17 protein-coding genes and 1 pseudogene are annotated in these 23,041 nt (G+C 71.9%); 12 read left to right on the top strand and 6 right to left on the bottom strand.

The annotated features are described in order from the left end of the window. Window positions 1-64: 64 nt before the first annotated feature. Window positions 65-1,540 carry a ribosome biogenesis GTPase Der gene (der, locus tag OG711_RS30755; RefSeq protein WP_073792344.1) on the top strand — a complete coding sequence of 492 codons (1,476 nt, stop codon included), beginning with the start codon at window positions 65-67 and terminating at the stop codon, window positions 1,538-1,540. Between the two features lie 52 nt (window positions 1,541-1,592). On the opposite strand, the gene OG711_RS39200 is transcribed toward der, so the two are convergent. Together OG711_RS39200 and OG711_RS30765 are read right to left on the bottom strand one after the other, a co-directional pair. Then, window positions 1,593-2,132, bottom strand: a complete 540-nt coding sequence (locus OG711_RS39200) for a hypothetical protein (protein ID WP_399505208.1) — start codon at window positions 2,130-2,132, stop codon at window positions 1,593-1,595. Between the two features lie 250 nt (window positions 2,133-2,382). After that, window positions 2,383-3,168, bottom strand: a complete 786-nt coding sequence (locus tag OG711_RS30765) for a hypothetical protein (protein WP_329561760.1) — start codon at window positions 3,166-3,168, stop codon at window positions 2,383-2,385. A gap of 537 nt (window positions 3,169-3,705) precedes the next feature. Between OG711_RS30765 and OG711_RS30770 the strand changes: the two are divergent. After that, window positions 3,706-4,436 (top strand): annotated as a pseudogene (locus tag OG711_RS30770) (transglycosylase family protein). 625 nt (window positions 4,437-5,061) lie between these two features. Next, on the top strand, window positions 5,062-5,913 hold the full coding sequence (locus OG711_RS30775) for a hypothetical protein (RefSeq protein ID WP_073792340.1): 852 nt from the start codon (window positions 5,062-5,064) through the stop codon (window positions 5,911-5,913). A gap of 74 nt (window positions 5,914-5,987) precedes the next feature. Here the strand turns inward: OG711_RS30775 and ctaD are convergent, their stop codons facing one another. Next, window positions 5,988-7,730, bottom strand: a complete 1,743-nt coding sequence (ctaD, locus tag OG711_RS30780) for an aa3-type cytochrome oxidase subunit I (RefSeq protein ID WP_329561762.1) — start codon at window positions 7,728-7,730, stop codon at window positions 5,988-5,990. 465 nt (window positions 7,731-8,195) lie between these two features. Here ctaD and OG711_RS30785 point away from each other — a divergent pair, with 465 nt between their 5' ends. Next, entirely contained in the window at window positions 8,196-8,411 is a 216-nt protein-coding gene (locus OG711_RS30785; RefSeq protein ID WP_073792339.1) for an I78 family peptidase inhibitor, read from the top strand. 121 nt (window positions 8,412-8,532) lie between these two features. Here OG711_RS30785 and OG711_RS30790 read toward each other — a convergent pair whose 3' ends face one another. Beyond that, on the bottom strand, window positions 8,533-9,594 hold the full coding sequence (locus OG711_RS30790) for a phosphatase PAP2 family protein (protein ID WP_073792338.1): 1,062 nt from the start codon (window positions 9,592-9,594) through the stop codon (window positions 8,533-8,535). Window positions 9,595-10,067: 473 nt separating this feature from the next. On the opposite strand from OG711_RS30790, the gene OG711_RS30795 reads away from it, so the two are divergent. Both OG711_RS30795 and OG711_RS30800 read left to right on the top strand, forming a co-directional pair. Beyond that, window positions 10,068-11,765 carry an MFS transporter gene (locus tag OG711_RS30795; protein WP_266513795.1) on the top strand — a complete coding sequence of 566 codons (1,698 nt, stop codon included), beginning with the start codon at window positions 10,068-10,070 and terminating at the stop codon, window positions 11,763-11,765. 100 nt (window positions 11,766-11,865) lie between these two features. Beyond that, window positions 11,866-13,056: an acyl-CoA dehydrogenase family protein gene (locus tag OG711_RS30800; RefSeq protein WP_266513793.1), complete on the top strand. Its 1,191-nt coding sequence runs from the start codon at window positions 11,866-11,868 to the stop codon at window positions 13,054-13,056. 88 nt (window positions 13,057-13,144) lie between these two features. Here OG711_RS30800 and OG711_RS30805 read toward each other — a convergent pair whose 3' ends face one another. Next, window positions 13,145-13,594, bottom strand: coding sequence for a cell division protein SepF (locus OG711_RS30805; RefSeq protein WP_073792336.1), 450 nt, complete (start codon window positions 13,592-13,594; stop codon window positions 13,145-13,147). Window positions 13,595-13,880: 286 nt separating this feature from the next. Here OG711_RS30805 and OG711_RS30810 point away from each other — a divergent pair, with 286 nt between their 5' ends. After that, window positions 13,881-15,173, top strand: coding sequence for a DUF5685 family protein (locus tag OG711_RS30810; RefSeq protein WP_329561766.1), 1,293 nt, complete (start codon window positions 13,881-13,883; stop codon window positions 15,171-15,173). Window positions 15,174-15,498: 325 nt separating this feature from the next. On the opposite strand, the gene OG711_RS30815 is transcribed toward OG711_RS30810, so the two are convergent. Further along, a complete protein-coding gene (locus OG711_RS30815; protein ID WP_329561768.1) occupies window positions 15,499-16,458 on the bottom strand; it encodes an ABC transporter substrate-binding protein in 960 nt (319 codons plus the stop codon). Between the two features lie 718 nt (window positions 16,459-17,176). Between OG711_RS30815 and OG711_RS30820 the strand changes: the two genes are divergently transcribed. The 5 genes from OG711_RS30820 to OG711_RS30840 all read left to right on the top strand — a co-directional run bounded on the left by OG711_RS30820 (window position 17,177) and on the right by OG711_RS30840 (window position 22,997). Beyond that, window positions 17,177-18,043 carry an amino acid ABC transporter permease gene (locus OG711_RS30820; protein WP_266513787.1) on the top strand — a complete coding sequence of 289 codons (867 nt, stop codon included), beginning with the start codon at window positions 17,177-17,179 and terminating at the stop codon, window positions 18,041-18,043. Continuing rightward, window positions 18,040-19,824: an FAD/NAD(P)-binding protein gene (locus OG711_RS30825; protein ID WP_329561771.1), complete on the top strand. Its 1,785-nt coding sequence runs from the start codon at window positions 18,040-18,042 to the stop codon at window positions 19,822-19,824. The genes OG711_RS30820 and OG711_RS30825 overlap by 4 nt, the downstream gene beginning before the upstream one ends. 74 nt (window positions 19,825-19,898) lie before the next feature. After that, a complete protein-coding gene (locus OG711_RS30830; protein WP_073792331.1) occupies window positions 19,899-20,792 on the top strand; it encodes an amino acid ABC transporter permease in 894 nt (297 codons plus the stop codon). Window positions 20,793-21,019: 227 nt separating this feature from the next. Then, window positions 21,020-21,772: an amino acid ABC transporter ATP-binding protein gene (locus tag OG711_RS30835; RefSeq protein WP_329564158.1), complete on the top strand. Its 753-nt coding sequence runs from the start codon at window positions 21,020-21,022 to the stop codon at window positions 21,770-21,772. A 214-nt stretch (window positions 21,773-21,986) separates the two neighbouring features. Then, entirely contained in the window at window positions 21,987-22,997 is a 1,011-nt protein-coding gene (locus OG711_RS30840) for an ABC transporter substrate-binding protein (RefSeq protein ID WP_266513782.1), read from the top strand. The last annotated feature ends 44 nt before the right edge of the window (window positions 22,998-23,041 follow it).

The following is a 23,041-nucleotide window of genomic DNA, read 5'->3' on the forward strand; positions in this document are numbered from 1 at the left end:
GAGTAGTGGATCTCCCGGAACGGGCCGGTCCACCGATCACCACGATGAACGAGGTACGGACTTCATGAACGAGCACATTCCCTCCGAGGGCGCGGGCGACGGGCACGACCACGGGGCGCTCGGCGACGCCGAGTACGCGGAGTTCATGGAGCTCGCCGCCGTCGAGGGCTTCGACCCCGAGGATGTCGAGGGCGCGATCGACGAGGCCGGACACGGTCCGCTGCCCGTCCTCGCCGTCGTCGGCCGCCCCAATGTCGGCAAGTCGACCCTGGTGAACAGGATCATCGGCCGCCGTGAGGCCGTCGTCGAGGACCGCCCCGGGGTGACCCGCGACCGGGTGACCTATGAGGCCGAATGGGCCGGCCGCCGCTTCAAGCTGGTCGACACCGGCGGCTGGGAGCAGGACGTCCTCGGTATCGACGCCTCCGTGGCCGCGCAGGCGGAGTTCGCGATCGAGGCGGCCGACGCGGTCGTCTTCGTCGTGGACGCCACGGTCGGCGCCACCGACACCGACGAGGCCGTCGTCCGGCTGCTGCGCAAGGCGGGCAAGCCGGTCGTCCTGTGCGCCAACAAGGTCGACGGGCCGAGTGCCGAGGCCGACGCCGCAGCGCTGTGGTCGCTGGGGCTCGGCGAGCCGCACCCGGTGTCCGCGCTCCACGGCCGGGGTACGGGCGACATGCTCGACGCCGTGCTGGACGCGCTGCCCGAGGCGCCCGCGCAGACCTTCGGCACCGCGATCGGCGGGCCCCGCAGGATCGCGCTGATCGGCCGCCCGAACGTCGGCAAGTCGTCGCTGCTGAACAAGGTGGCGAACGAGGAGCGGGTCGTCGTCAACGAGATCGCGGGCACCACCCGGGACCCGGTCGACGAGATCATCGAGCTCGGCGGCAAGACCTGGAAGTTCGTGGACACCGCCGGTATCCGCAAGCGGGTCCACCTCCAGCAGGGCGCCGACTACTACGCCTCCCTGCGCACCGCCGCCGCGGTCGAGAAGGCCGAGGTCGCGGTGATCCTCATCGACGCGTCCGAGAGCATCAGCATCCAGGACCAGCGCATCGTCACCATGGCCGTCGAGGCCGGGCGCGCGATCGTCCTCGCCTACAACAAGTGGGACACGCTGGACGAGGAGCGGCGCTACTACCTGGAACGGGAGATCGACACCGAGCTCGCGCAGGTCGCCTGGGCCCCGCGGGTGAATGTCTCCGCGCGCACCGGACGGCATATGGAGAAGCTCGTCCCGGCGGTCGAGGCGGCCCTCGCGGGCTGGGAGACCCGGGTGCCCACGGGCCGGCTGAACGCCTTCCTCGGTGAACTGGTCGCCGCCCACCCGCACCCGATCCGCGGCGGCAAGCAGCCCCGCATCCTGTTCGGGACGCAGGCGGGGACCAAGCCCCCGCGGTTCGTGCTCTTCGCCTCCGGCTTCATCGAGCACGGCTACCGCCGCTTCGTGGAGCGCAGGCTGCGGGAGGAGTTCAGCTTCGAGGGCACCCCGATCCACATCTCCGTGCGGGTGCGCGAGAAGCGCGGCCGGAAGAAGTAGCGGGAAGAAGCGGTCGGGCGGGCCGGGGCGGCCCCGCCCGCCCGGACCCGGGTCAGGACTCCCGGCGCGGGGCGGGCGGCAGGGCCGGCAGATGCGAGCCGCGCCCGCCCTGCCACACGGGAACCATCCCGGTGGGATGGGCCTGCGGCGCCGGGCCCTGACCCTGTCCCTGTCCCTGGCCCGGCCCCCCGTTCTGACCGTGGCGCTGTTGCTGCTCGGGCCGGTGCTGCTCCGGCCGGTGGTGCTCGGGCCGCTGATGGTCCGGCCGGGCGTCGTAGCGCGGTCCGGGACCGGGGTCGTAGCCGGGGCCGTGCCGCAGCTCCGGCTGGTACATCGTGCCGTGCTGGGTCATGCCGTAGCCGACGGACGACAGCCCGCCGGTCATCCCCGAGGGCGTGCCGCCGTACGACATGCCGTAGCGGAGATCGGGGAACGAGCCGTGGGGGCCGGTGCCGAACGCGGTGAACCCCATCCCCTCCTCGCCGTGGCGGTCACCGGGCAGGGTCCGGAACAACCGGCGGTACTCCGCGTACAGCGCGTCGTAGATCGGCGTGGCCGATACACCGCCCGCCTGTTCATGCGCGGGGCGCATGGACGGGATGGGGCTCTGCTGCGGCGGGCGGCGGGTGGGGTCGTAGGTGTGCACGAACTGCCAAACGACCCCGGGCCCGGACGGATGCGGCCATCGCGCACCATTTCGCCGACCGCGGCGGACGTACCCGGCGGGGCCCGGTCCGGGCCGGCAGCCCGCTCCGGACCGGCCGAGCGTGACGGCCGTGCGGGACCGCGGTGCGTACGGCCGTCACGCACCCGCCGTCGCGCACGGCCCGCGGGGCTCCGGCTCAGGTGCCCGCGAGGGGCATCGCGCAGCCGACGAGGGCGCCGTTGACGGCTGCCTTGTCGAGGGCGTCCCGCAGCAGGTCCTCACGCGGCTGGCGGCCGATGGCGCCCACCGGCGCGGCGAACACCAGTACCTGCTGGAGCTTGTTCGCCGCCGCCCGCCAGCCCTCGGTGACCTGGAGCGGCCGGTGGGCCTGCCACCAGGCGACGGGCTGGCCGCCGGTCGGGCCCGGCTGGAGCACGGCGTGCAACTGGCCCATGGCCAGCAGCACCGACCAGCCGTGCAGCACCGGCGGTACCGAGTCCACACCCGACGCGGGATGGAAGCCCTGCTCGACCAGCAGGGCCAGGAACTCGTCGCCGTTCTCCCCGGTGGTACCGGCCCGCGCGATGGGCGCGGTGGGTTCGACGACCAGTGCCGGGTGCAGTTCGCCCTCGATGAGGACCAGACCGCTGGTGATGCCCAGGACGGCCTGCTCGGGTCCGGTGTCGCCGGGCCCGGCCCCGTCGCCGTCCCCGGTGATGGAACGGACGGCCCCCTGGAGCTGCTCCTCGCTGACCTTGACGATCTGTGAGGGCAGGCAGGTGGCATGGGCGAAGGCGAGGACGGCGGTCTCCTCGCCGATGAACAGGACGGTGCTGGTGCGTTCCTGTTCCGAGTCGCCCGGGGTGCGGCAGGACGTGCAGTCGTAACTGCCCGGGTCGTTCTCTCCGGCGAGCAGCCGGTCGGCTTCTGCGTCGCCGATCTCGGCGCGTACGTCGTCGCTGACGTCGAGCATGCGCGGCACGGTGGCTCCTCGGGATCTCTGTGTGCGTCGCCGGGTGGCTCCCGGCCCGTGCCGGGCGGTCCCCGGCTCATGACAGGGACAACGGGGAAGCTGTGGCCATGGTCACGCCCGGCGGTCAACGGAATCGAACCATCCGGAGCGGAGCGTGAGATGGGCCGCCGATCCGGCTACACCGCGTCAACTTGTTTACGCCCAAGGTGTGTTGAGCCGGTGAAGTGAGTCACAGGCCGGTTGACCGGGTGGCGGGAAAATCCCGATATGGGATGAAGAAGGGGTTGACCGGAAAACGCCGCTACCCGGGGTAACTATGGACTGGCCTGGCGGGACAGGCCGTTGGTTGATGCCGGACCGTCCGCTTCCCTAGGTTCCTCGGCGGTGCACCGAGCACCACTCGGGAATGTCCACCAGCCGGTTCGACCGGCGAGCCCGGCGCCCAGCGCCGGGTGGCGGACGGGGTGGAACGGGCCTCCGCACGCCGAACGCGTGAGGGAGCCCGCGACATCTCGGGGGAACCCGGGGCTTCGGAAAGGGAACCTCATGTCCGGACATCCCGTTTCCACCCGCAGGATCGCCGCGTTCGCCGGGGCCGCGCTGCTCGCCCCGCTGGGGCTGCTCGCGGCTTCGGGCACCGCCCAGGCCGCCGACGGCGGGGTCTGGGACCGTATCGCCCGGTGCGAGAGCGGTGGGAACTGGTCCATCAACACCGGCAACGGCTATTACGGCGGGCTCCAGTTCGCCGCGAGCACCTGGCGGGCCTACGGCGGCACCGCCTACGCCCCCACCGCCGACCGGGCCACCCGGGCCCAGCAGATCGCCGTCGCCACCCAGGTGCAGCGCGGCCAGGGCTGGGGCGCCTGGCCCGTGTGCTCGGCCCGCGCCGGAGCGACCGGCGCCGCCCCCTCCGCCGCGAAGCCCCCCGCCCCCGCCGCCCCGAAGCCCGCGGCCCCCGCGCCCGCCAGGCCCGCGGCCCCCGCCGCGCCCGCGCCGGCCGCCCCGGGTTCCGCCGCCGCGCCCCCTCCCACGGCGAGCGCTCCGCGCCCCGCGCCGCGAACACCCCCCAGCGCACCGCCCCGGCCGCCGCCCCGCGCGCCCCGGAGCGGGCCGCCGACGGCGCGAGCCGCGGCCACCACACCGTCCGCGACGGCGACACGCTCAGCGCGATCGCCGAGCGGTACGCCACCGACTGGCGACGGCTGTACGACGCCAACCAGCGGGTCATCGGCGCCGACCCGCATCTGATCGTGCCGGGCCAGCGACTCGACATCTGACCGGGTCGCCCCCCGCACGCACGGCCCCGCCCCTGGGCTCGGAGGCGGGGCCGTCCGCATGCCCGCGGCCGGGCGTGCGGGGCATCTGTTCGGGGTACCCCGGGTTGGCCTATCGTCCGTCAGGCGGTACCGGCGCGCGCCGGTCGCGGGAATGGTTCCCGTCCGGCGCTATCGATCAGGCAACTCTTGCAGCACAAGATGATGTTCCTCGCCGAGCGGACGACGTGGGAGCGATTCCAAACCTACGGTAGGCGGAGGAGCGGGACGGTTCGGCGGGGAACCGTCCCAAGCGGGAGGAGAGCGGGGGAACGGCAGAGACCGGGAAAGCCTGGTCAATCCTTGGAAACCGCCCGGACGGTCCGCCGTACGGGGGCCGACGGAAGCCGCAGAGAGGGGGAGAGGAGACGCGGATGCACATCTCCTTCCCGACCCAGCACGCCCACGGCACAGCCCGCACACTCCACACAGCCCGCACACTCCGCGCGACCCGCACCGCACCCGTCCGCCACGCGTTCCCCGGCCGCGCCGTCCCGCACCGCGCCCGCCGCACCGGGAGCGTCCCGCCCGCCGCCCCTGACCCGGGCGGCGCCGTCCCGAGAGCCGTCCACAGAGAGGCACGTCCCGTATGACGACGTTGGTCCCCGCCGCCGAGCGGCCCGACGGCGACGGCCGGGAACGGACGCCCCGCGCCCACTGCATAGCCGACTCCGCGGGCGGCCTCACCTTCGACGTCCGCGACCCGGGAACGCCCGGCGACGCCCATCTGGTGCTGCTGCGCCGGGGCTCCGGACACCCCGCCGAGGAGGTGCGGCTGCCCCTCACCCCCGCCTCCGGCGGCAGTCTGCGGGCCGCGCTGCCCAGCGGGGTCGCCCTCACCGAGGGCCGCTGGGACGTCCACGCGCAGGTCGCGGGCGGACGGCTGAGACGGCTGGCGCCCGGCGCGCACGATCTGCGGTCCCTGCTCGACCGCGTCCCCAGCGGCGCACTCGGCCATGTCGCCGTCCGTATCCCCTACGCCACCAAGAACGGCAATCTGTCCGTGCGCAGCTGGTGGCGCGCCCCGCACGCCGAGGCCGGGGAACTCCTGGTCGCGGACCCCGGTCTCACCGTCAGCGGCCGGATGTACGGCACCGTCCCCACCACCGCGGCCCACGCCGAGTCGGTGTTACGCGCCGATCCGTCCGTCCTCGTACGCGCCGGGGTCACCGTGCGCCAGCGGGACTTCGTCTTCACCGTGCCGTACGCCGAACTGATGTCCCGGCCCGGACTGTGGGACCTGTGGCTGTGTCCGGACGGGGCGGACGGGCCCCGGGTGCGGATCGCCCGGATCATCGACCGGGCCGCCGACATCGCCGACCGCCGGGCCGTCCACGGCTACCCCGCCGTCCGGCCGGCCGCCGGGCAGGGCGTGTTCGAGGCCCGCGCCCTGTACACCCAGGACAACGATCTCTCGGTACGGGTCACGCCCGTGCGCTGACCCCGCGCCGGGGCGGACGATCCCCGGGCAGCCCGCCGTCGGGGTACCGGGACCCGCCGCGCCCGTTCGCCCCGTCAGCCCCGCCCGGGACCCGCCGGTCCGGGTGCCGGTGCGCTCCGCCGGGTGTCCCGGGGGCCGCCGGGGAACTCCGGATGGGCCAGGTCGAACGCGGGGGACTCCGAGCGGATCACCGGCATCGTCACGAAGTTGTGCCGGGGCGGCGGGCAGGACGTCGCCCACTCCAGCGAACGGCCGTAACCCCAGGGGTCGTCCACGGTGACCCGCTCGCCGTGATGGGCGGTCCGCCAGACGTTGTAGAGGAACGGCAGGGTCGAGGCACCCAGCAGGAACGCGCCGATGGTGGACAGGGTGTTCAGCGCGGTGAAGCCGTCGGCCGACAGATAGTCCGCGTACCGCCGGGCCATGCCCTCCGCGCCCAGCCAGTGCTGCACCAGGAACGTCAGATGGAACCCGGTGAACAGGGTCCAGAAGTGGATCTTCCCGAGCCGTTCGTCCAGCAGCTTCCCGGTGAACTTCGGCCACCAGAAGTGGAACCCGGCGAACGTCGCGAAGACCACCGTCCCGAAGACCACGTAGTGGAAGTGCGCCACGACGAAGTACGAGTCGGTGACATGGAAGTCCAGCGGCGGCGACGCGAGGATCACACCGGTGAGCCCGCCGAAGAGGAACGACACCAGGAACCCGGTCGCCCACAGCATCGGCGTCTCGAACGACAGCGATCCCTTGAGCATGGTCCCGGTCCAGTTGAAGAACTTCACCCCGGTCGGCACCGCGATCAGGAACGACATCAGCGAGAAGTAGGGCAGCAGCACCGCGCCCGTCGCGAACATATGGTGCGCCCACACCACCATCGACAGACCGGTGATCGTCATCGTCGCCCCCACCAGCGTCACATAGCCGAAGATCGGCTTGCGGCTGAAGACCGGGATGATCTCCGAGACGATCCCGAAGAACGGCAGCGCGATGATGTAGACCTCGGGGTGCCCGAAGAACCAGAACAGGTGCTGCCACAGCAGCGCGCCCCCGTTCGCGGCGTCGAACACCACCGAACCGAAGCGCCGGTCCGCCTCCAGGACCAGCAGCGCCGCCGCGAGCACCGGGAACGCCATCAGGACCAGGATCGAGGTGAACAGCACGTTCCAGGTGAAGATCGGCATCCGGAACATCGTCATCCCCGGGGCGCGCATCACGATGATCGTCGTCAGGAAGTTCACCGCGCCGAGGATCGTCCCGAACCCGGCGAGCGCCAGCCCCATGATCCATATGTCGGCGCCGATCCCCGGGGTGCGCTCGGCGCTGTTGAGCGGCGCGTAGGCGAACCACCCGAAGTCGGCGGCCCCGCCCGGGGTGAGCAGCGACCCCAGCACGATCAGCCCGCCGAACAGGAACAGCCAGTAGGCGAACATGTTCAGCCGGGGGAAGGCCACATCGGGAGCGCCGATCTGGAGCGGCACGATCTCGTTGGCGAACCCCGCGAACGTCGGGGTCGCGAACAGCAGCAGCATGATCGTGCCGTGCAGGGTGAACAGCTGGTTGAACTGCTCGTTCGACACCAGCTGGGTGCCCGGCCGGGCCAGCTCGGCGCGCATCACCATCGCCATCAGGCCCGCGATCAGGAAGAACACGAACGACGTGATCAGGTAGAGATGGCCGATCTTCTTGTGGTCGGTCGTGGTCAGCCAGTCGACCACCAGCCACCCCCGGCGCGCCGCCCGGTCCTTCCCCGCCGCCTCGTGGCTCTCCGGGGCCCCGGAGCTCCTCGGCTCTTCGGCCGTCCGCGCGCTGCCGGTCACCATCGTCTGCCCCCTTTGTGGTCCGCGCCGGGCCCGCGTGCGGGGATGTCCGGCCTGACCGGCCATGGCCCCGAGCCCGCTGCCGGACGGATGGTGTTCCGGGCTTCCCGGAGCTCACGTCATGATGCGCGGGAAGCGGCCCCCACCCCTTGAAGGCGTCCGGGTGTTGTGTGGGGAAATCGTGAAACTCCGGCACTCGTTCAGCTTTTCCGAAGAGCTGTGGAATGCCTCGTCCCGCTCCTCCTTGAAGGGGCCGGAGCGAATCCTTGCGAAGATATTCCGAGTGCTTTCCCGGAAGTCCGCTAATAGGCGGCGGATGACCGGAGGAAGGAATGCGTATGGCGTATGACCGCCAACTACGAGAAGTCGGCCGCGCGGAATCGGGCGTCGTGATCCTGTGACCCAAGCGTGACCCCGCAGGGACGACCCGGCCCCTGCCGGAGTCGACGCGCGGTTAACGTGGCGGGCATGGCACCCAATCCGCAGACACCCGAAGAGCCCCAGGACGACCCGGCCGCCTACGCGGGTCTCGACGCCGAGTCCGCCGAGCGACTGGCCCGTGAACGCGGCTGGTCGAGCGTCCGGTCACTGCCCCCGGGCGCCCTGATCACCATGGAGTACCGCTTCGGGCGGCTGAACTTCGAGGTCGCCGACGGTGTGGTGCGCCGCAGCTGGAAGGGCTGAGGCCACCAGGACGCTCCAGGGCACCGCGAAGGCCCCGGCAAACCCGTGGTGGGGTTCGCCGGGGCCTTCGCGGCGCGGGGCGGGCTGTGCGTACCGTGCCCCGCTGTCCCTGGGCCGTCCGTCAGGGGCGGGTGCCGCCGGGCGGACCGCCCGCCGGTACGGCCGCCGGTGGTGTGCCGTGCCCCGGGCGCTCCTGGTGGTGCGTTCCGCGCCGCCCGCCGACGGGTGTGCCCGGGGCGCGGTCCGGGCGCGGGGTGTGCCCGCCGGGCGCCGGCCGGGGCTGCGCCCGGCCGGTGTGCGGGGCGCCGACGGTCTCCGGCGTGGCGGGCTCCTGGGCCGGACCGGGAATGCGTACCGGCGGTGGGCCGTCCGCGGGGTCCGGTGTGGCGACGGGGGCCGTGGAAGCGGGGGCACCGGCTGCCGCGCGGCGGCGGCGCCAGGTGTCCCGGAGTCCGAAGAGCCAGCGCTCCGCCCGTGCCACCAGCGGCTCGAACCACGGCAGCGCGAGCAGGATCAGCAGCCCGGCCGCCCAGCCGAGCAGGACATCGCTGAGCCAGTGCGTACCGAGATAGACCGTGGTCAGACCCACCCCGAGCGAGACGACGGCCGACAGCGCCGACAGATACCGGCGGGCGCGCGGGGTCGCCGCCAGATACGCGAGGATTCCCCAGGTCACCACCGCGTTCGCGGTGTGCCCGGAGGGGAATATGTCCCCGCCGAGCCACATCTCGTTGGAGCCGATCACGGTCGCGTAGTGCGGACCGAGGCGGCCCATGCCCAGCTTGGCCGCGCCCACCGTCACATTCAGCAGCAGCAGGGACATCCCGAGCGTCAGCATCGGACGCAGGGTGCGCTGGCGCCATGACCGCCAGCCCAGCCACGCGGCGACCATCACGGCGGTCGGGCCGCGCTGGCCGAGGACCACGTAGTAGTCGAGGTAGGCGTGCAGCTCCGGCCACTGCTGGTACGGCCGGAAGAACATGACCTGCCAGTCGAGGCGCACGAGCCAGGACGTGGTGAGCACCGCGACGACGATCGCGGCGTAGAAGCCCAGGGTCGCCGAGAAGAGGACGACCCTGTGCCGGCTCATCCCCGGTACGGAGACATGAGCCGGTCGTTCCGGCTCACGGTCCAGCCGGGCGAACACCCGGTCCAGACGGGTGGGGTTTGGTTCGGTACGCACGCAATCGACGTTACAGGGGCGCGCACCCGGCGACGTCCAATCCCTCGCTTTGTGATGACCATGTGATGTGGCATTCCTCTCAGTTGCCACTGTCAATACGGCATCGGCCTTATTGCATGAGGGACTTCTCATCTATTTCCGCCGCACTATGACAAGCGGGCTTTATGGGCGGGACGAATTCTGTTCACCGGCCGCCGGCCAGGAATTCCCCGGCCGCTCACCGGCGATCTTGGACCGCCCGCTCCTCGTGTCCGCCGGCGCGGCACGGGGCGCACCGGCGGACACGAGTGGCGCACGCCACACGCGCCGACCCGGACGGGGGGAGGTCCGCCACCCGGGGCCCCGGGTGACTCGCGTACGCTGGCCGCTCACTCGCTCTGTGTGACCGGACCGGGAGCGTCCCCACTCCCGACGCCGCGGGAAGCCCCTCCCGCGGGTCCGCCGAGGGTGAGCGACCATCCGGGAGGTACCGCATGCCAGGGACGACCACGGCCGCCGCACGGGCAGCCGCGGACGCGCTCGGCGAGCGTCTCGGCAGGCTGCGCGACACGCTCCTCGCCCGGCCGGGCGACCCGAAGGACCCCGGCGCCAACCGCTGGCTCGTCCTGCTCGTCCTCTGCGTCAGCCTGCTGCTCGTCGCCGTCGACGCGACCGTCCTGCACGTCGCCGTCCCCGCCGTCACCGAGGACCTGCGGCCCAGCGGTGTCGAGCTGCTGTGGATCGTGGACGTGTACCCGCTGGTCTGCGCCTCGCTGCTGATCCTCTTCGGCACCCTCGGCGACCGGGTCGGCCGCCGCCGGGTGCTGCTCCTCGGCTACGCGCTGTTCGGGGTGGCCTCCGCGATCGCCGCCGTCGCGGACGACGCGGGCGTACTGATCGCGGCCCGCGCCCTGCTCGGTGTCGGCGGCGCGATGATCATGCCCGCCACGCTCTCGATCCTGCGGCAGATCTTCCCCGACCGCCGCGAACGCGCCCTCGCCATCGGCGTCTGGAGCGCGGTCGCCGCCGTCGGCGCGGCGATGGGCCCGCTCGTCGGCGGCTTCCTGCTGGAGCACTTCTGGTGGGGCTCCGTCTTCCTGATCAACATCCCCCTGATGCTGATCAGCCTTCCGATCGGGCGGCTGCTGCTGCCCGAGTCCACGGGCGACCGCGACGGACCCTGGGACGTGGTCGGCGCGCTGATGGCCGCCGCCGGACTCTTCGCCCTGGTCCTCGGCGTCAAACAGCTGGGCGGCGAGGGCGCGGACGGCGGCCCGCTGACCCTGCTGCCGCTGATCGGCGGCGCGGCCCTGCTCGTCACCTTCGTACGGCGCCAGCGCCGCCGCACCTATCCGCTGGTCGATCTGCGGCTGTTCGCGCGGCCCGCGTTCAGCACCTCGGTCGGGTGCATCGTGCTCGCGATGCTCGCCCTCGTCGGCCTCGAACTCGTGGCCGCGCAGTACTTGCAGCTCGTCCTCGGGCTGTCCCCGCTGGAGACCGGGCTGCGGCTGCTGCCGCTCACCGTCGCCGCGATGGCCGCGGGTCTCGCCGGAGCCCGGATGCTCCAGCGCTTCGGCCCCCGCACCATGGTCGCCCTCGGCTTCGTGCTCACCGCCACCGCCGTGCTGACCCTGACGTTCATGGGACACCAGGACAATCGCGGTCTGCTGCTCTGCGGATTCCTGATGCTCGGCTTCGGCCTGGAGACCACCCTGTTCGGGGCGTACGAGTCGATGCTCGCCGAGGCGCCCGAGGAACAGGCGGGCGGCGCCGCCGCCATCGGGGAGACCTCCTACCAGCTCGGCGCGGGCATCGGCATCGCCCTGCTCGGCAGCGTCATGAACGCGACGTACGGACACGGCCTCAGCGTGCTGCCCGGGGTGCCCGGCGGCGCCCAGGAGGCGGCGCGCCACTCGCTGGGGGAGGCGTACGAGGTGTCCGAGCGGCTCGGCCCCGGCGCGGGGGAGACGCTGCGCACCGCCGCGCGCGACTCCTTCGTCGACGGGCTGCACATGACGCTCGCGGTGAGCGCCGCCCTGCTGGTGCTCGGCGCGCTGGCCGCGCTGCGGCTGCCGAGGGACATGGAGTGCCCGGCCCCCGCGGCGAAGCCCGTGACGTCCGGTCCGGGCGCGGAGCTGCCCTCGCCCCGCAGCGCGAGCGGCTCGCGCACCTCCGCCGACGCGACGGTGTGACGCTCCGGCCCGGTCGCCGTTGCCACCGGGAGGACCCCCGGCTAACGTCGGCCCCCGAGCCTGGTTACCGCTGCTAGTTTCCGCCGTCGGAGGTACACCCATGTCCGCGCCGCCCAAGCCGCCGCCCTTCGACCCCGCCGACCCGCTCGGCATCGACGACCTCCTGGAGCCCGAGGACCTCGCGATCCGGGACACCGTCCGGGCCTGGACCCGCGACCGGGTGCTGCCGCACATCGCCGAGTGGTACGAGAGCGGCGAGCTGCCCGTCGTCCGGGAACTGGCGCGGGAGCTCGGCGCGCTCGGCGCCCTCGGGATGTCCCTGGAGGGGTACGGCTGCGCGGGCGCGAGCGCGGTGCAGTACGGCCTCGCCTGTCTGGAGCTGGAGGCCGCCGACTCCGGCATCCGCTCCCTGGTCTCCGTGCAGGGCTCGCTCGCGATGTACGCGATCCACCGCTACGGCTCCGAGGAGCAGCGCCGGGAGTGGCTGCCCGGGATGGCCGCGGGGGAACTCATCGGCTGCTTCGGACTGACCGAGCCCGACCACGGCAGCGACCCGGGGTCGATGCGCACATACGCGCGCCGCGACGGTGACGACTGGGTGCTGAACGGCCGCAAGATGTGGATCACCAACGGGTCCGTGGCGCAGGTCGCCGTGGTCTGGGCGCAGACCGACGGGGGAGTGCGCGGCTTCGTCGTCCCCACCGGCGCCCCGGGGTTCAGCGCGCCCGAGATCAAGCACAAGTGGTCGCTGCGCGCCTCCGTCACCAGTGAGCTGGTGCTGGACGACGTACGGCTGCCCGCCGACGCGGTGCTGCCCGGGGTCACCGGGCTGCGCGGTCCGCTGGGCTGTCTGTCGCACGCGCGCTACGGGATCGTCTGGGGCTCGATGGGCGCGGCCCGGTCGAGTTTCGAGACGGCGCTGGCGTACGCCGGGTCACGGGAGCAGTTCGGCAGGCCCATCGGCGGCTTCCAGCTCACCCAGGCCAAGCTCGCCGACATGGCGGTCGAGCTGCACAAGGGCATTCTGCTGGCCCATCATCTGGGCCGCCGGATGGACGCGGGGACGCTGCGGGCCGAGCAGATCAGCTTCGGCAAGCTCAACAACGTGCGGGAGGCGATCGAGATCTGCCGTACCGCCCGGACGATCCTCGGCGCGAACGGCATCTCGCTGGAGTACCCGGTGATGCGGCACGCCACGAACCTGGAGTCGGTGCTCACCTACGAGGGCACCGTGGAGATGCATCAGCTCGTGCTGGGCAAGGCGCTCACCGGACTCGACGCCTTCCGGTAAGGCCCCCCGGCCCTTCCGTCGCCCGTCCGGGTGATCCCCGGTACGGGCGGTGACGCCCCGGCCGAACCGGCCGGTGAGCGGCCCTGCCTCAGCTCTGGTTGAAGAAACCGTCGCTGCGACGGCCCTGGGCCTCGCCGCTGACGATCTCGGTGTGCGAAGGGGTGAGCAGGAAGACCCGCGTGGCCACGCGCTCGATCGAGCCGCGCAGTCCGAAGGTCAGACCGGCCGCGAAGTCGACGACGCGCTTGGCGTCGCCGGGCTCCATGGCCGTGAGGTTCACGATGACCGGGACACCGTCCCGGAACAGTTCACCGATGGCGCGGGCGTCCCGGAAACTGTCCGGGGTGACCGTGCCGATGCGGCGGCCGGTCTCCTCGGCGGTGTCCGTGGCGACCTTCACCCGCGGGTCGGTCACCCAGGCGTTGCCGTGGCTCCCGGTCGCGTCGGTCGTGTCGTCCTCGTAGCTGTCGTAGTAACGCTCATCATCGTTGTCGTCGACGAGGCCAAGCCAGGCACTCGCCTTGCGCACCGATCCCATGGACGCCTCCTCTCACAGCGGTCTTGCGTGGTTCCGCCCCCCTATGGTCGACCATGATGCTGACAACGCGCCAAGGGGTTGGTCGCCGCGCTGGGTTTTCGTGACGGTACTGGTGCACAGCAAATCGGTAGAGGTCCCCTGATTCCAAGGGTCTTGCGGCACAACGCTGCTGACTGTGAGTGAAATATGATTTCTCGCGGCGTTTGGGTGATGCCCGGTGCGTCCGGGTGAACGGACCGGCCGGTAGCATGCGCCGATTCGGTTACGGCACGGGGGGAGCGTCGTCATGTTCGGCATTGTCAGGCCCTGCAAGCATCGCTTGGGGGAGCGGCTCGGAGCCGCGTGGATGGCTCATTTGTGCGGCCTGTGCCTCGCTCTGCGAAGGGATCACGGGCAGTTCGCCCGGCTTGTCACCAACTATGACGGTCTGCTGGTCTCGGTTCTGACGGAAGCTCAGGCCGAGCGGGCCGAGGAGGGCCGGCGCCGGGCCGGACCCTGTCCGCTGCGCGGGATGCGTGGTGCCTCAGTGGCCCGTGGGGAGGGTGCCAGGCTCGCCGCGGCGGTCTCCCTGGTGCTCGCCGCGGCCAAGATGCGGGACCACGTCCTGGACGGTGACGGACTGTTGGCTCGAAAGCCCATAGCGGTCGCCGCACGGCGTGTCGCGGCCAACTGGGACAAAGCGGGTCAACGTACCGGTACGGCTGTGGGCTTCGACACCGCGCTCCTGCTCGACGCGGTCGACCGCCAGCCGGGCATCGAGGCACTCGCGGGCCCCGGCACCCCGCTGCTCACCGTCACCGAACCCACCGAGACCGCGACGGCCGCCGCCTTCGCGCACACCGCCGTCCTCGCCGGCAGACCCCACAACGCCGCGCCGCTCGCCGAGGCCGGACGCCTCTTCGGCCGGCTCGCCCATCTCCTGGACGCCGTCGAGGACCGGGACACCGACGCCGCCACGGGCGCGTGGAACCCGCTCACCGCCACCGGCACCGACCTCACCGAGGCCCGCCGCCTCGCCGACGACGCGCTGCACGGGATACGTCTGGCCCTGCGCGAGGCCGACTTCACCGACGGCGGACTCGCCCATGTGCTGCTCGCCCATGAACTGCGGAACTCGGTGGACCGCGCCTTCGGGTCGCGCTCCTGCGGGCACCCGGGCGCGGGGGACGAGGCCGCGCCGGGCACGCACGGGACCCTGTCCGGACCCGGCGCCGCCCACACGGTCGGCGCCCACACACCCGGCGGGCCGAACGGGCCTTACGCGCCGAACGGACCGTACGCCCCGAACGGGCCTTACGCGCCCGGCGGACCCGGTGACCCCGGTCCGGGTGGTCCCTTCCCGCCCGGACCGCCGCGCCGGGACCGGCGGGGGATGCTCGCGGGCTGTCTGGTCTGGGCCGGACTCGCCTGCACGTGTCAGCTCTGCTGCGGCGAGTACGAGGACCCCTGGTCGCGTGAGCGCCGTCCGTCACCGTGCGGGAACTGCGACTGCGGGGTGTGCGGCGAATGCTGCAACTGCTGTAGCTGCTGCGGCGGGGACGGCGAGGGCGGCTGCTGCGACTGCGGGTGCGACTGCTGATCCTTCCGTCGCCCGGTTCGCCTCCTGCCCGGCCGGATACGGTCCCGTACGTGGGCGGGCAGGCGTGCGGGACCCGTCCCTGGGCGGGCGGGCGTGCGGGACCCGTCCCTGGGCGGGCGGGGCGCGGGTGCGGGACCCGCACCCGGGCGGGAGGGGTACGGCACCCGCACCGGGACGGCAGGGGTACCGGTCCCGTACCCCGGGTCGCCCGTACCTCGGGTCGCCGGGTCGCCGGGGTGCCGGTCCCGTACCCAGGGCCGCCGGGGTGCCGGGGTGCCGGGGGTGTCGGGTGGCCCTGGGTACGGGACCGGCGGCCGGGGTGTGCTCAGCCCTTGGACTCCGGCGGGGAGATCTCCGAGGTCTTGATGGCGGAGCCCTTCGTGCCCCACTTCGCCAGGATCTTGTCGTACGTCCCGTCCTCGATGAGCTTGTTGACCGCGGCCTGGAAGGCGGGGGCCAGCGGGGTGTTCTTCTTGAAGGCGAAGCCCACGTCCAGCCGGTGGAACTCGCTCAGGAACTTCAGCCCCTTCTGATGGGACACCGCGTACCGCAGACCGTTGATGGTGCTCATCACCACATCGGCGCGGCCCTGCTGGAGCGCGGACCAGATCGCGCTCTGATCGCTGTACGTCTGGACGCTGTACGCCTTCTGCCCGTCGCACACCTTCTTGTTGTCCTGGAGCGTCGCCTCGAACGTCGTGCCCGCGCTCGTCGCGACCTTCAGCCCGCAGAGCTGCTTGAGATCGTTGATCTCGGGCAGATCGCTGTCCTCGCGCGCGGCGAAGCCCTGGCCGTCGTTGATGTACGTCACGAAGTCGATCGTCCTGCGGCGCTCCTCCGTCACCCCGAAGTTGCCGGTGCCCAGGTCGTACTTGCCGCTGCCGAGCGCGGGCAGGATCGCCTCGAAGCTCGCCACCTCGCGCTTCAGCTCGATGCCCAGCACCTTCGCCACCGCGTCCGCGAAGTCCACGTCCTGACCGACGAGCGTCTTCCCGTCGTCCAGGTACGCCGAGCCCGGCGGGTTGCCGCCGACGCTGGTCGCGAGGGTCAGTTCACCGTTCCCGCGGACCTCCGCCGGCAGCAGCGCCGCGGCGGCCGGGTCCTTGGCGAGCGAGGACACCACATCGGTCGTCGGGAGGTCCGCGTTCTTCGCGGCGCCCGTCCGGGTACCCGGGTCCGAACCGCCCGACCCGTCCGAACCGCACGAGGTGAGCGTCAGCGCGGTGGCCGTGATCAGGGCGAAGGTGGCGAAACTGCGATGGCGGGACAGCGTGGACGTACTCATGGTGTGGCGTTCTCCAAGTACCGACAGATGAGACGGACGACCGGAAGGTGAGAGGCCCGGCGGGAAGGCGGTGCGCGCGGCCCGGCCCAGGCGCGGCCGGCCGGCCCGTCCGGGGTCGCCGGTCGGGCCGCGCGGGGCGCGGCGGAGCTGTCGGGAAGCGGTCGGGAAGCGGCCGGCCGCGGGTCCCGCCGGAGCGGGTCACCCGCCGGCGGTCACCGAGGGCACTGCGGGAAGGGCACTGCTGAGGGGAGGGGCCGAGCTGGCGAACGTGTGTGAAGGCACTGCGGGCACTGCGAAAAGGGAAAGGGCGCCGGAACGGCGGGAACAGCGGGAACGGCGGGGCGGACCGTGCGCGGGACGCGGAAGGTGGCCCGGTGCCTCGGAGAACGCGTGACGGCCGTCGCGCGGAGAGAGAACCGCGGGGCCGGGCAGCGTGGCGTCAGCTCAACAAGACGCCGACCACACTCGACCGAAGTCGATGTGGGAGCGTGTGACCAGCCACTGCTGCGGATGCATGGTCACAAGTGGAACAGGCATCCGGGTCGCCGTCAACCGACTTGAGACGTACGGCTCAGAGTGTGGACACCCTTGACAGCGTGGCGGACAACACCCTTAGTCTCAAGGCGTATTGGGACGCCCGCCGCTGCTGAGGGGCTCGGTCGGTGTCCATGTGTGAAGGCCAGTCCGTGCCGACTTCCCGTGCCCGCGGAGCCTTCGCATGTCCTTGCCCACGCTCACCAAGAGCTCCCCCGCCCGACCACGTGATCCGTCCGGCGGCCCGCCTCTCACCCTGTCGATCGTGCGCCGGCCCAAGGCCGGTCAGTGGATCGCCGCCGTCGTCCTGCTCGTCCTGCTCGCGGCCGCCGTCCGGTCCGTGGTCCGCAACGACGCCTTCCAATGGGGCGTCGTCGGTGAGTACTTCACCTCCGCGTCCGTACTGCGCGGCCTCGGTCTCACCCTGTGGCTGACCGCCCTGGTGATGGTCCTCGGCTTCGCCCTCGGCACCCTGCTCGCCGTGATGCGCCTGTCCGACAACCCGGTACTGCGCGCCGTGAGCTGGGGATACGTCTGGCTGTTCCGGTCCATGCCGATCCTCGTCCAGCTGCTCTTCTGGTTCAACATCGGCGCCCTGTACCCGCAGATCCTCGGGGTCAGCACCGTCAATCTGCTCGACCCCATCACCGTCGCCATCATCGGGCTGACCCTGCACGAGGCCGCGTACGCCGCCGAGGTCGTCCGCGGCGGCATCCTCTCCGTGGACCGCGGACAGATCGAGGCCGCGCAGGCGCTGGGGCTCGGCCGGGGGCGGCGCTGGCGGCGGATCGTGCTGCCGCAGGCCATGCGGGCGATCGTGCCACCGGCCGGGAACATGCTGATCGGCACCCTCAAGGGCACGTCCATCGTCTCCGTGATCGCGGTCGCCGATCTCCTCTACTCGGTGCAGCTCGTCTACCACCGCACCTACCAGGTGATCCCCCTGCTGCTCGTCGCCACCGTCTGGTACGTGGTCGTCACCTCCGTGCTCAGCGTCGGCCAGTACTACGTCGAACGGCACTACGCCCGGGGAACGGAGACCCGCCGATGAGACCCACCCTGGTCATCGTGGGCGCCGGCCCCCGGACCACCGGCCTGCTGGAACGCATCGCCGCCAACGCGCCCGGACTGCTGTCCGGCGACGGCGCCGACGCGCTGGACATCCATCTCGTGGACCCCTATCCGCCGGGCAGCGGCCGGATATGGCGCCAGGACCAGTCCCCGCTGCTGTGGATGAACTCCATGGCCGAGGACGTCACCATGTTCACCGACGAGACCGTCCCCCTGGACGGGCCCGTCCGCCCCGGACCCACCCTCCACCAATGGGCGGGACTCGACGGCGCCGCCTTCCCCGGCCGCCGGCTCGGCGGTTCCTATCTGCGCTGGGTGTACGAGCGGGCCGTGGCCGCGCTGCCCCCCGGGATCACCGTCCACCACCACGCGCGCCGCGCGACCCGCCTCCAGGGGGACCGCGACGGCAGCCAGCGGGTCTGGATCGAAGGACGCGCCGAACCGCTCACCGCCGACCTGGTGATCCTCGCCCTCGGCCATGTCGAAGCCGAACTCGACGCCGAACAGCGCGGGTTGCGCGCCTACGCGGACCGCCATGGCCTGCTCCATCTGCCGCCCGACTACACCGCCGACATCGATCTGTCCGCACTCGCGCCCGGCGAACCGGTACTGGTGCGGGGCTTCGGTCTCGCCTTCGTCGACCTGATGGTCCTGCTCACCGAGGGCCGCGGCGGACGGTACGAGGAGGGCCCCGGCGGGGAGCTGACGTACCTGCCCACCGGACGGGAACCCGTACTGCACGTCGGTTCCCGGCGCGGGGTGCCGTACCACTCGAAGATCGGGTACTCCTGGTCGGGGGAGCGCCCGCCGCTGCCCCGGTTCTTCGGCCCCGCCGAGGTGGACGGGCTGCTGGCCCGGCCCGGTGGCGCCGACTTCGTCCGCGACGTGTGGCCGCTGATCGACAAGGAACTGGGCTTCGCCCACTACCACCGGCTGTTCGCCACGCACCCCGAACGGACCCGGGTCTCCTGGACCGACTTCGAGGAGAAGTACGCCGCCGCCGGGCCGCTGAGCAAAGAACTGCGCGCCCTGGTGGCGTCCTCGGTGCCCGACCCCGCCGACCGGCTCGACCTCGCCGCCCTCGACCGGCCCCTCGACGGGGTGCGCTACCCCGACGGCGACGCGCTCCAGGACGGGGTACGCGCCTACATCACCGCCGACCTCGCCCGCCGGCACGACCCCGCGCACAGCCCCGACCTGGCGGTCTTCCTCGGACTGCTGTCGGTGTACGGGCAGCTCATCCGGCTCGGCGACACCGGTCCCTGGTGGCACGGCTTCTTCAGCTACCTCGCCTCCGGACCGCCCGGACCCCGGCTGCGGCAACTGCTCGCGCTCTCCCGGGCCGGGATCGTCCGGTTCCTCGGACCCGGTATGACCGTCACCGCCGAGGACGGGGTCTTCCGCGGCTCAGGCCCCTCGGTGCCCGGACGGTCCGTCACCGCCCGCGCGCTCATCGAGGCGCGGCTGCCGCACCCCACCCTCCAGGACACCAGCGACTCCCTGCTGCGCGGGCTGTACACGGAAGGCGTACGGGTCACCTCCGCCGGACTGCTCGCCGTGGACCCGGCGGACGGCCGGGTCCTGGACCGGGACGGCGTACCGCATCCACGGAGGTTCGCCCTCGGCCCGCACACCGACGCCCGGGGCTCCGGGGCGTTCACCCGCCCCTGCACGGGCGGCCCCTCCTTCCGTCAGAACGACACCACCGCGCGCACCGTGCTCGCCTTCCTGCGTGACGTGTCCTGTCGCGCCGCCGCCTGACGGCACCGGCCCGTCCGGCCCTACGCGAACCCTCCCGCGCGCGTGCGCGAACCCACAGGCCCCGAGGAAACCTCATGTCCCTGACCAGCGATCCACCTCTCGACACCACGACACCACGACCCGTCCCGGCCGACGACGGCTTCGCCTCGCTCAAGGTCGTTCCCGTCCGGCATCCCTGGCGCTGGGCCGCGGTCGTCGCCACCGCCGTGCTCCTGGCCCAGTTCGTCCACGGGCTGGTCACCAACGCGGGCTGGGAATGGGAGGTGTTCGCGGAGTTCTTCACCGCGGACGTGGTCCTCAGGGCGGTGTGGGTCACCCTTCAGCTCACCTTCTACGGCACCGCCCTCGGCTTCGCGCTGGGGATCGTGCTGGCCTTCATGCGGCTGTCGGCCAGCCCGTTCCTGAAGGCCGTCGCCTTCGGCTACATCTGGGCGTTCCGCTCGATCCCGCTGATCGTCCAGCTGCTCTTCTGGTTCAACCTGGCCTATCTGTACAAGGAGTTGCAGTTCGGTATCCCGTTCGGGCCCGGCTTCTTCACCTTCGACACGATGGGCCTGGTCGGCGCGATGAGCGCGGCGGTCCTCGGACTCGCGCTGCACCAGGCCGCGTACGCCGCCGAGATCGTCCGCGGCGGGGTGCTCGCCGTGGACACCGGGCAGCTGGAGGCGGCCGCCGCGCTCGGTATCCCACGGCTGCGGCAGATCCGCCGGATCGTGCTGCCGCAGGCGATGCGGTCGATCCTGCCCAACGCCGCCAACGAGGTGATCTCCCTCTTCAAGGGCACCTCGATCGTCTCCGTCATGGCGATCGGCGAGCTGTTCTACCAGGTCCAGGTCATCTACGGCCGCAACGGGCGCGTGGTCCCGCTGCTGATGGTCGCCACGGTCTGGTACATCCTCCTGACCACCGCGCTGTCCGTCCTCCAGTACTACGTCGAACGACACTTCTCGAAGGGGGCCACGCGATGAGCGCGCCCGTACCCGCTTCCGCGGTCACGAAGACCGCAGGCACGGTCGGTCCGGCCGGCACGGTCACGAGCACCACAGGGGAACCCGCCGGGGGTACCGCCGGGGAGGCCGGCGGCAAGGTGGCCAGCGACAACGCGGCTGTCGGCAAGGCGGCTGCCGGTGAGGCGGTCGTGGCGGACGGCCCCGGCGACCAGGTGGCCGTCGAGGAGGAGTCCGGGGCGCCGGTCATGGTCGAGATCCGCGGTGTCCACAAGAGCTTCGGGACGCTGGAGGTGCTCAGGGGCATCGATCTGGACGTCCCCGTGGGCGAGGTCACCGTGATCCTCGGCCCCTCCGGCTCCGGCAAGTCGACCCTGCTGCGGACCATCAACCATCTGGAGAAGGCCGACAGCGGCTGGATCAGCGTCGACGGCTCCCTCATCGGCTACCGCCGCTCCGGCGACAAGCTGTACGAGCTCCGCGAGCGCGAGGTACTGAGGCAGCGCACCCGGATCGGGTTCGTCTTCCAGAACTTCAACCTCTTCCCGCATCTCACCGTGCTGGAGAACATCGTGGAGGCTCCCGTCTCCGCGCTGAAACGGCCCCGCAAGGACGCCGTCGCGGCGGCCCGGCGGCTGCTGTCCCGGGTGGGGCTCGACGACAAGGCCGACGCCTACCCCAAGCAGCTCTCCGGCGGTCAGCAGCAGCGGGTCGCGATCGCCCGCGCGCTCGCCCTCGAACCGAGGCTGCTGCTCTTCGACGAGCCGACCTCCGCGCTCGACCCCGAACTCGTGGGCGAGGTGCTCGACGTCATCAAGGACCTCGCCCACCAGGGCACCACGATGATCGTCGTCACCCATGAGATCGGCTTCGCCCGCGAGGTCGCCGACACCGTCGTGTTCATGGACGAGGGCCGGGTGGTCGAACAGGGGCCGCCCGCGGCCGTCCTCGACGCGCCCCGGCACGAGCGCACCAAGGCGTTCCTGTCCAAGGTCCTGTGACCTGCCCGTAGCTGTCCGGTCCGTATCCGTACCGTCCGCTGATCGTTTTCGCAGCTCCCTTCTCCCTTCTCCCTTCTCCCTTCTCGCTTCTCAGGTCCTTTCGCTGTTCCCGCCGCTGTTCCGTTCGCGCGGCGGCTGCCCGGTCCGTCCGGGTCCGCCGCGCGTGGAACCGCCTCATCCCACCCTCATCGGTCACCAGTTCAGGAGTACGACTGTGTCTTCCCGTTCCCCTCGTGGTCCCCGGTCCGTCCGGCGGCCCCGCCGCGCTCTCGTCCTGTCCGCCGCCGCGCTGGTGGCCGCACCGCTGCTGGCCGCCTGCGGAGGTGACAGCGACGCCGCGTCGTCCGCGACGGGGCAGGCCAAGGGCGACAAGGCCGGCGGGATCAACATCGGCCCCGACCAGAACCGGGTCAGAGGCACCAAGGACGAGAAGATCGCGGCCCTGCTGCCCGACGGCATCCGCGAGAGCGGTCTCCTGCGGACCGGGCTGGGCGCCGACTCCTCCCCGCCGCTCGGCTTCTTCGCGACCGACGACAAGACCCGGATCGGCTCCGAGATCGACATAGCGACCCTGGTCGCCGACACCCTCGGACTCAAGGTCAAGCCCCAGACGGTGTCCTGGGAGAACCTCTTCGTCGGCCTCGACAGCGGCAAGTTCGACGCCGTCTTCTCCAATGTCACGGTCACCGAGGAGCGCAAGGAGAAGTACGACTTCGCGACCTACCGGCTCGACAACATCGCGTTCGAGGCGAAGAAGGACGCCGACTGGAAGATCACCGGCCCGAAGGACGTCGCGGGCCGGACCATCTCGGTGTCCTCCGGCACCAACCAGGAACGCATCCTGATCGACTGGAGCGAGCAGAACGAGAAGGCGGGCCGCAAGCCCGTCGACATCAAGTACTTCCAGAAGGACACCGACTACTACCTCGCCCTCCAGTCGGGACGGATCGACGGCCACCTCGGCCCCTACCCCACGGTCGCCTACCACGTCGCGACCTCCGGACAGACCAAGGTCGTCGGTTCGCTGTCCGGCGCGGGTGACGCCCTCCAGGGCAAGATCGCCGCCACCACGAAGAAGGGCAGCGGGCTGGTCGACGCCTATGCCGCCGCCCTCGACCACGTCATCGCCGACGGCTCGTACGCCAAGGTCCTCAAGCGCTGGGGACTGTCCGGTGAGGCCGTGAAGAAGTCCGAGGTCAACCCGGAGGGGCTGCCCCGGACCTGACCCGGTGCCATGCGGGGCCCGTCGGCCTACCCCCGACCGGTCCG

Source organism: Streptomyces uncialis (assembly GCF_036250755.1).
Classification (GTDB): domain Bacteria; phylum Actinomycetota; class Actinomycetes; order Streptomycetales; family Streptomycetaceae; genus Streptomyces; species Streptomyces uncialis.

Coding starts and splice junctions, on each gene's coding strand:
- der (WP_073792344.1), top strand. CDS start 65: ATGAACGAGCACATTCCCTCCGAGGGCGCGGGCGACGGGCACGACCAC.
- OG711_RS39200 (WP_399505208.1), bottom strand. CDS start 2,132: ATGCGCCCCGCGCATGAACAGGCGGGCGGTGTATCGGCCACGCCGATC.
- OG711_RS30775 (WP_073792340.1), top strand. CDS start 5,062: ATGACGACGTTGGTCCCCGCCGCCGAGCGGCCCGACGGCGACGGCCGG.
- ctaD (WP_329561762.1), bottom strand. CDS start 7,730: ATGGTGACCGGCAGCGCGCGGACGGCCGAAGAGCCGAGGAGCTCCGGG.
- OG711_RS30785 (WP_073792339.1), top strand. CDS start 8,196: ATGGCACCCAATCCGCAGACACCCGAAGAGCCCCAGGACGACCCGGCC.
- OG711_RS30795 (WP_266513795.1), top strand. CDS start 10,068: ATGCCAGGGACGACCACGGCCGCCGCACGGGCAGCCGCGGACGCGCTC.
- OG711_RS30800 (WP_266513793.1), top strand. CDS start 11,866: ATGTCCGCGCCGCCCAAGCCGCCGCCCTTCGACCCCGCCGACCCGCTC.
- OG711_RS30805 (WP_073792336.1), bottom strand. CDS start 13,594: ATGGGATCGGTGCGCAAGGCGAGTGCCTGGCTTGGCCTCGTCGACGAC.
- OG711_RS30810 (WP_329561766.1), top strand. CDS start 13,881: ATGTTCGGCATTGTCAGGCCCTGCAAGCATCGCTTGGGGGAGCGGCTC.
- OG711_RS30815 (WP_329561768.1), bottom strand. CDS start 16,458: ATGAGTACGTCCACGCTGTCCCGCCATCGCAGTTTCGCCACCTTCGCC.
- OG711_RS30820 (WP_266513787.1), top strand. CDS start 17,177: ATGTCCTTGCCCACGCTCACCAAGAGCTCCCCCGCCCGACCACGTGAT.
- OG711_RS30825 (WP_329561771.1), top strand. CDS start 18,040: ATGAGACCCACCCTGGTCATCGTGGGCGCCGGCCCCCGGACCACCGGC.
- OG711_RS30830 (WP_073792331.1), top strand. CDS start 19,899: ATGTCCCTGACCAGCGATCCACCTCTCGACACCACGACACCACGACCC.
- OG711_RS30835 (WP_329564158.1), top strand. CDS start 21,020: ATGGTCGAGATCCGCGGTGTCCACAAGAGCTTCGGGACGCTGGAGGTG.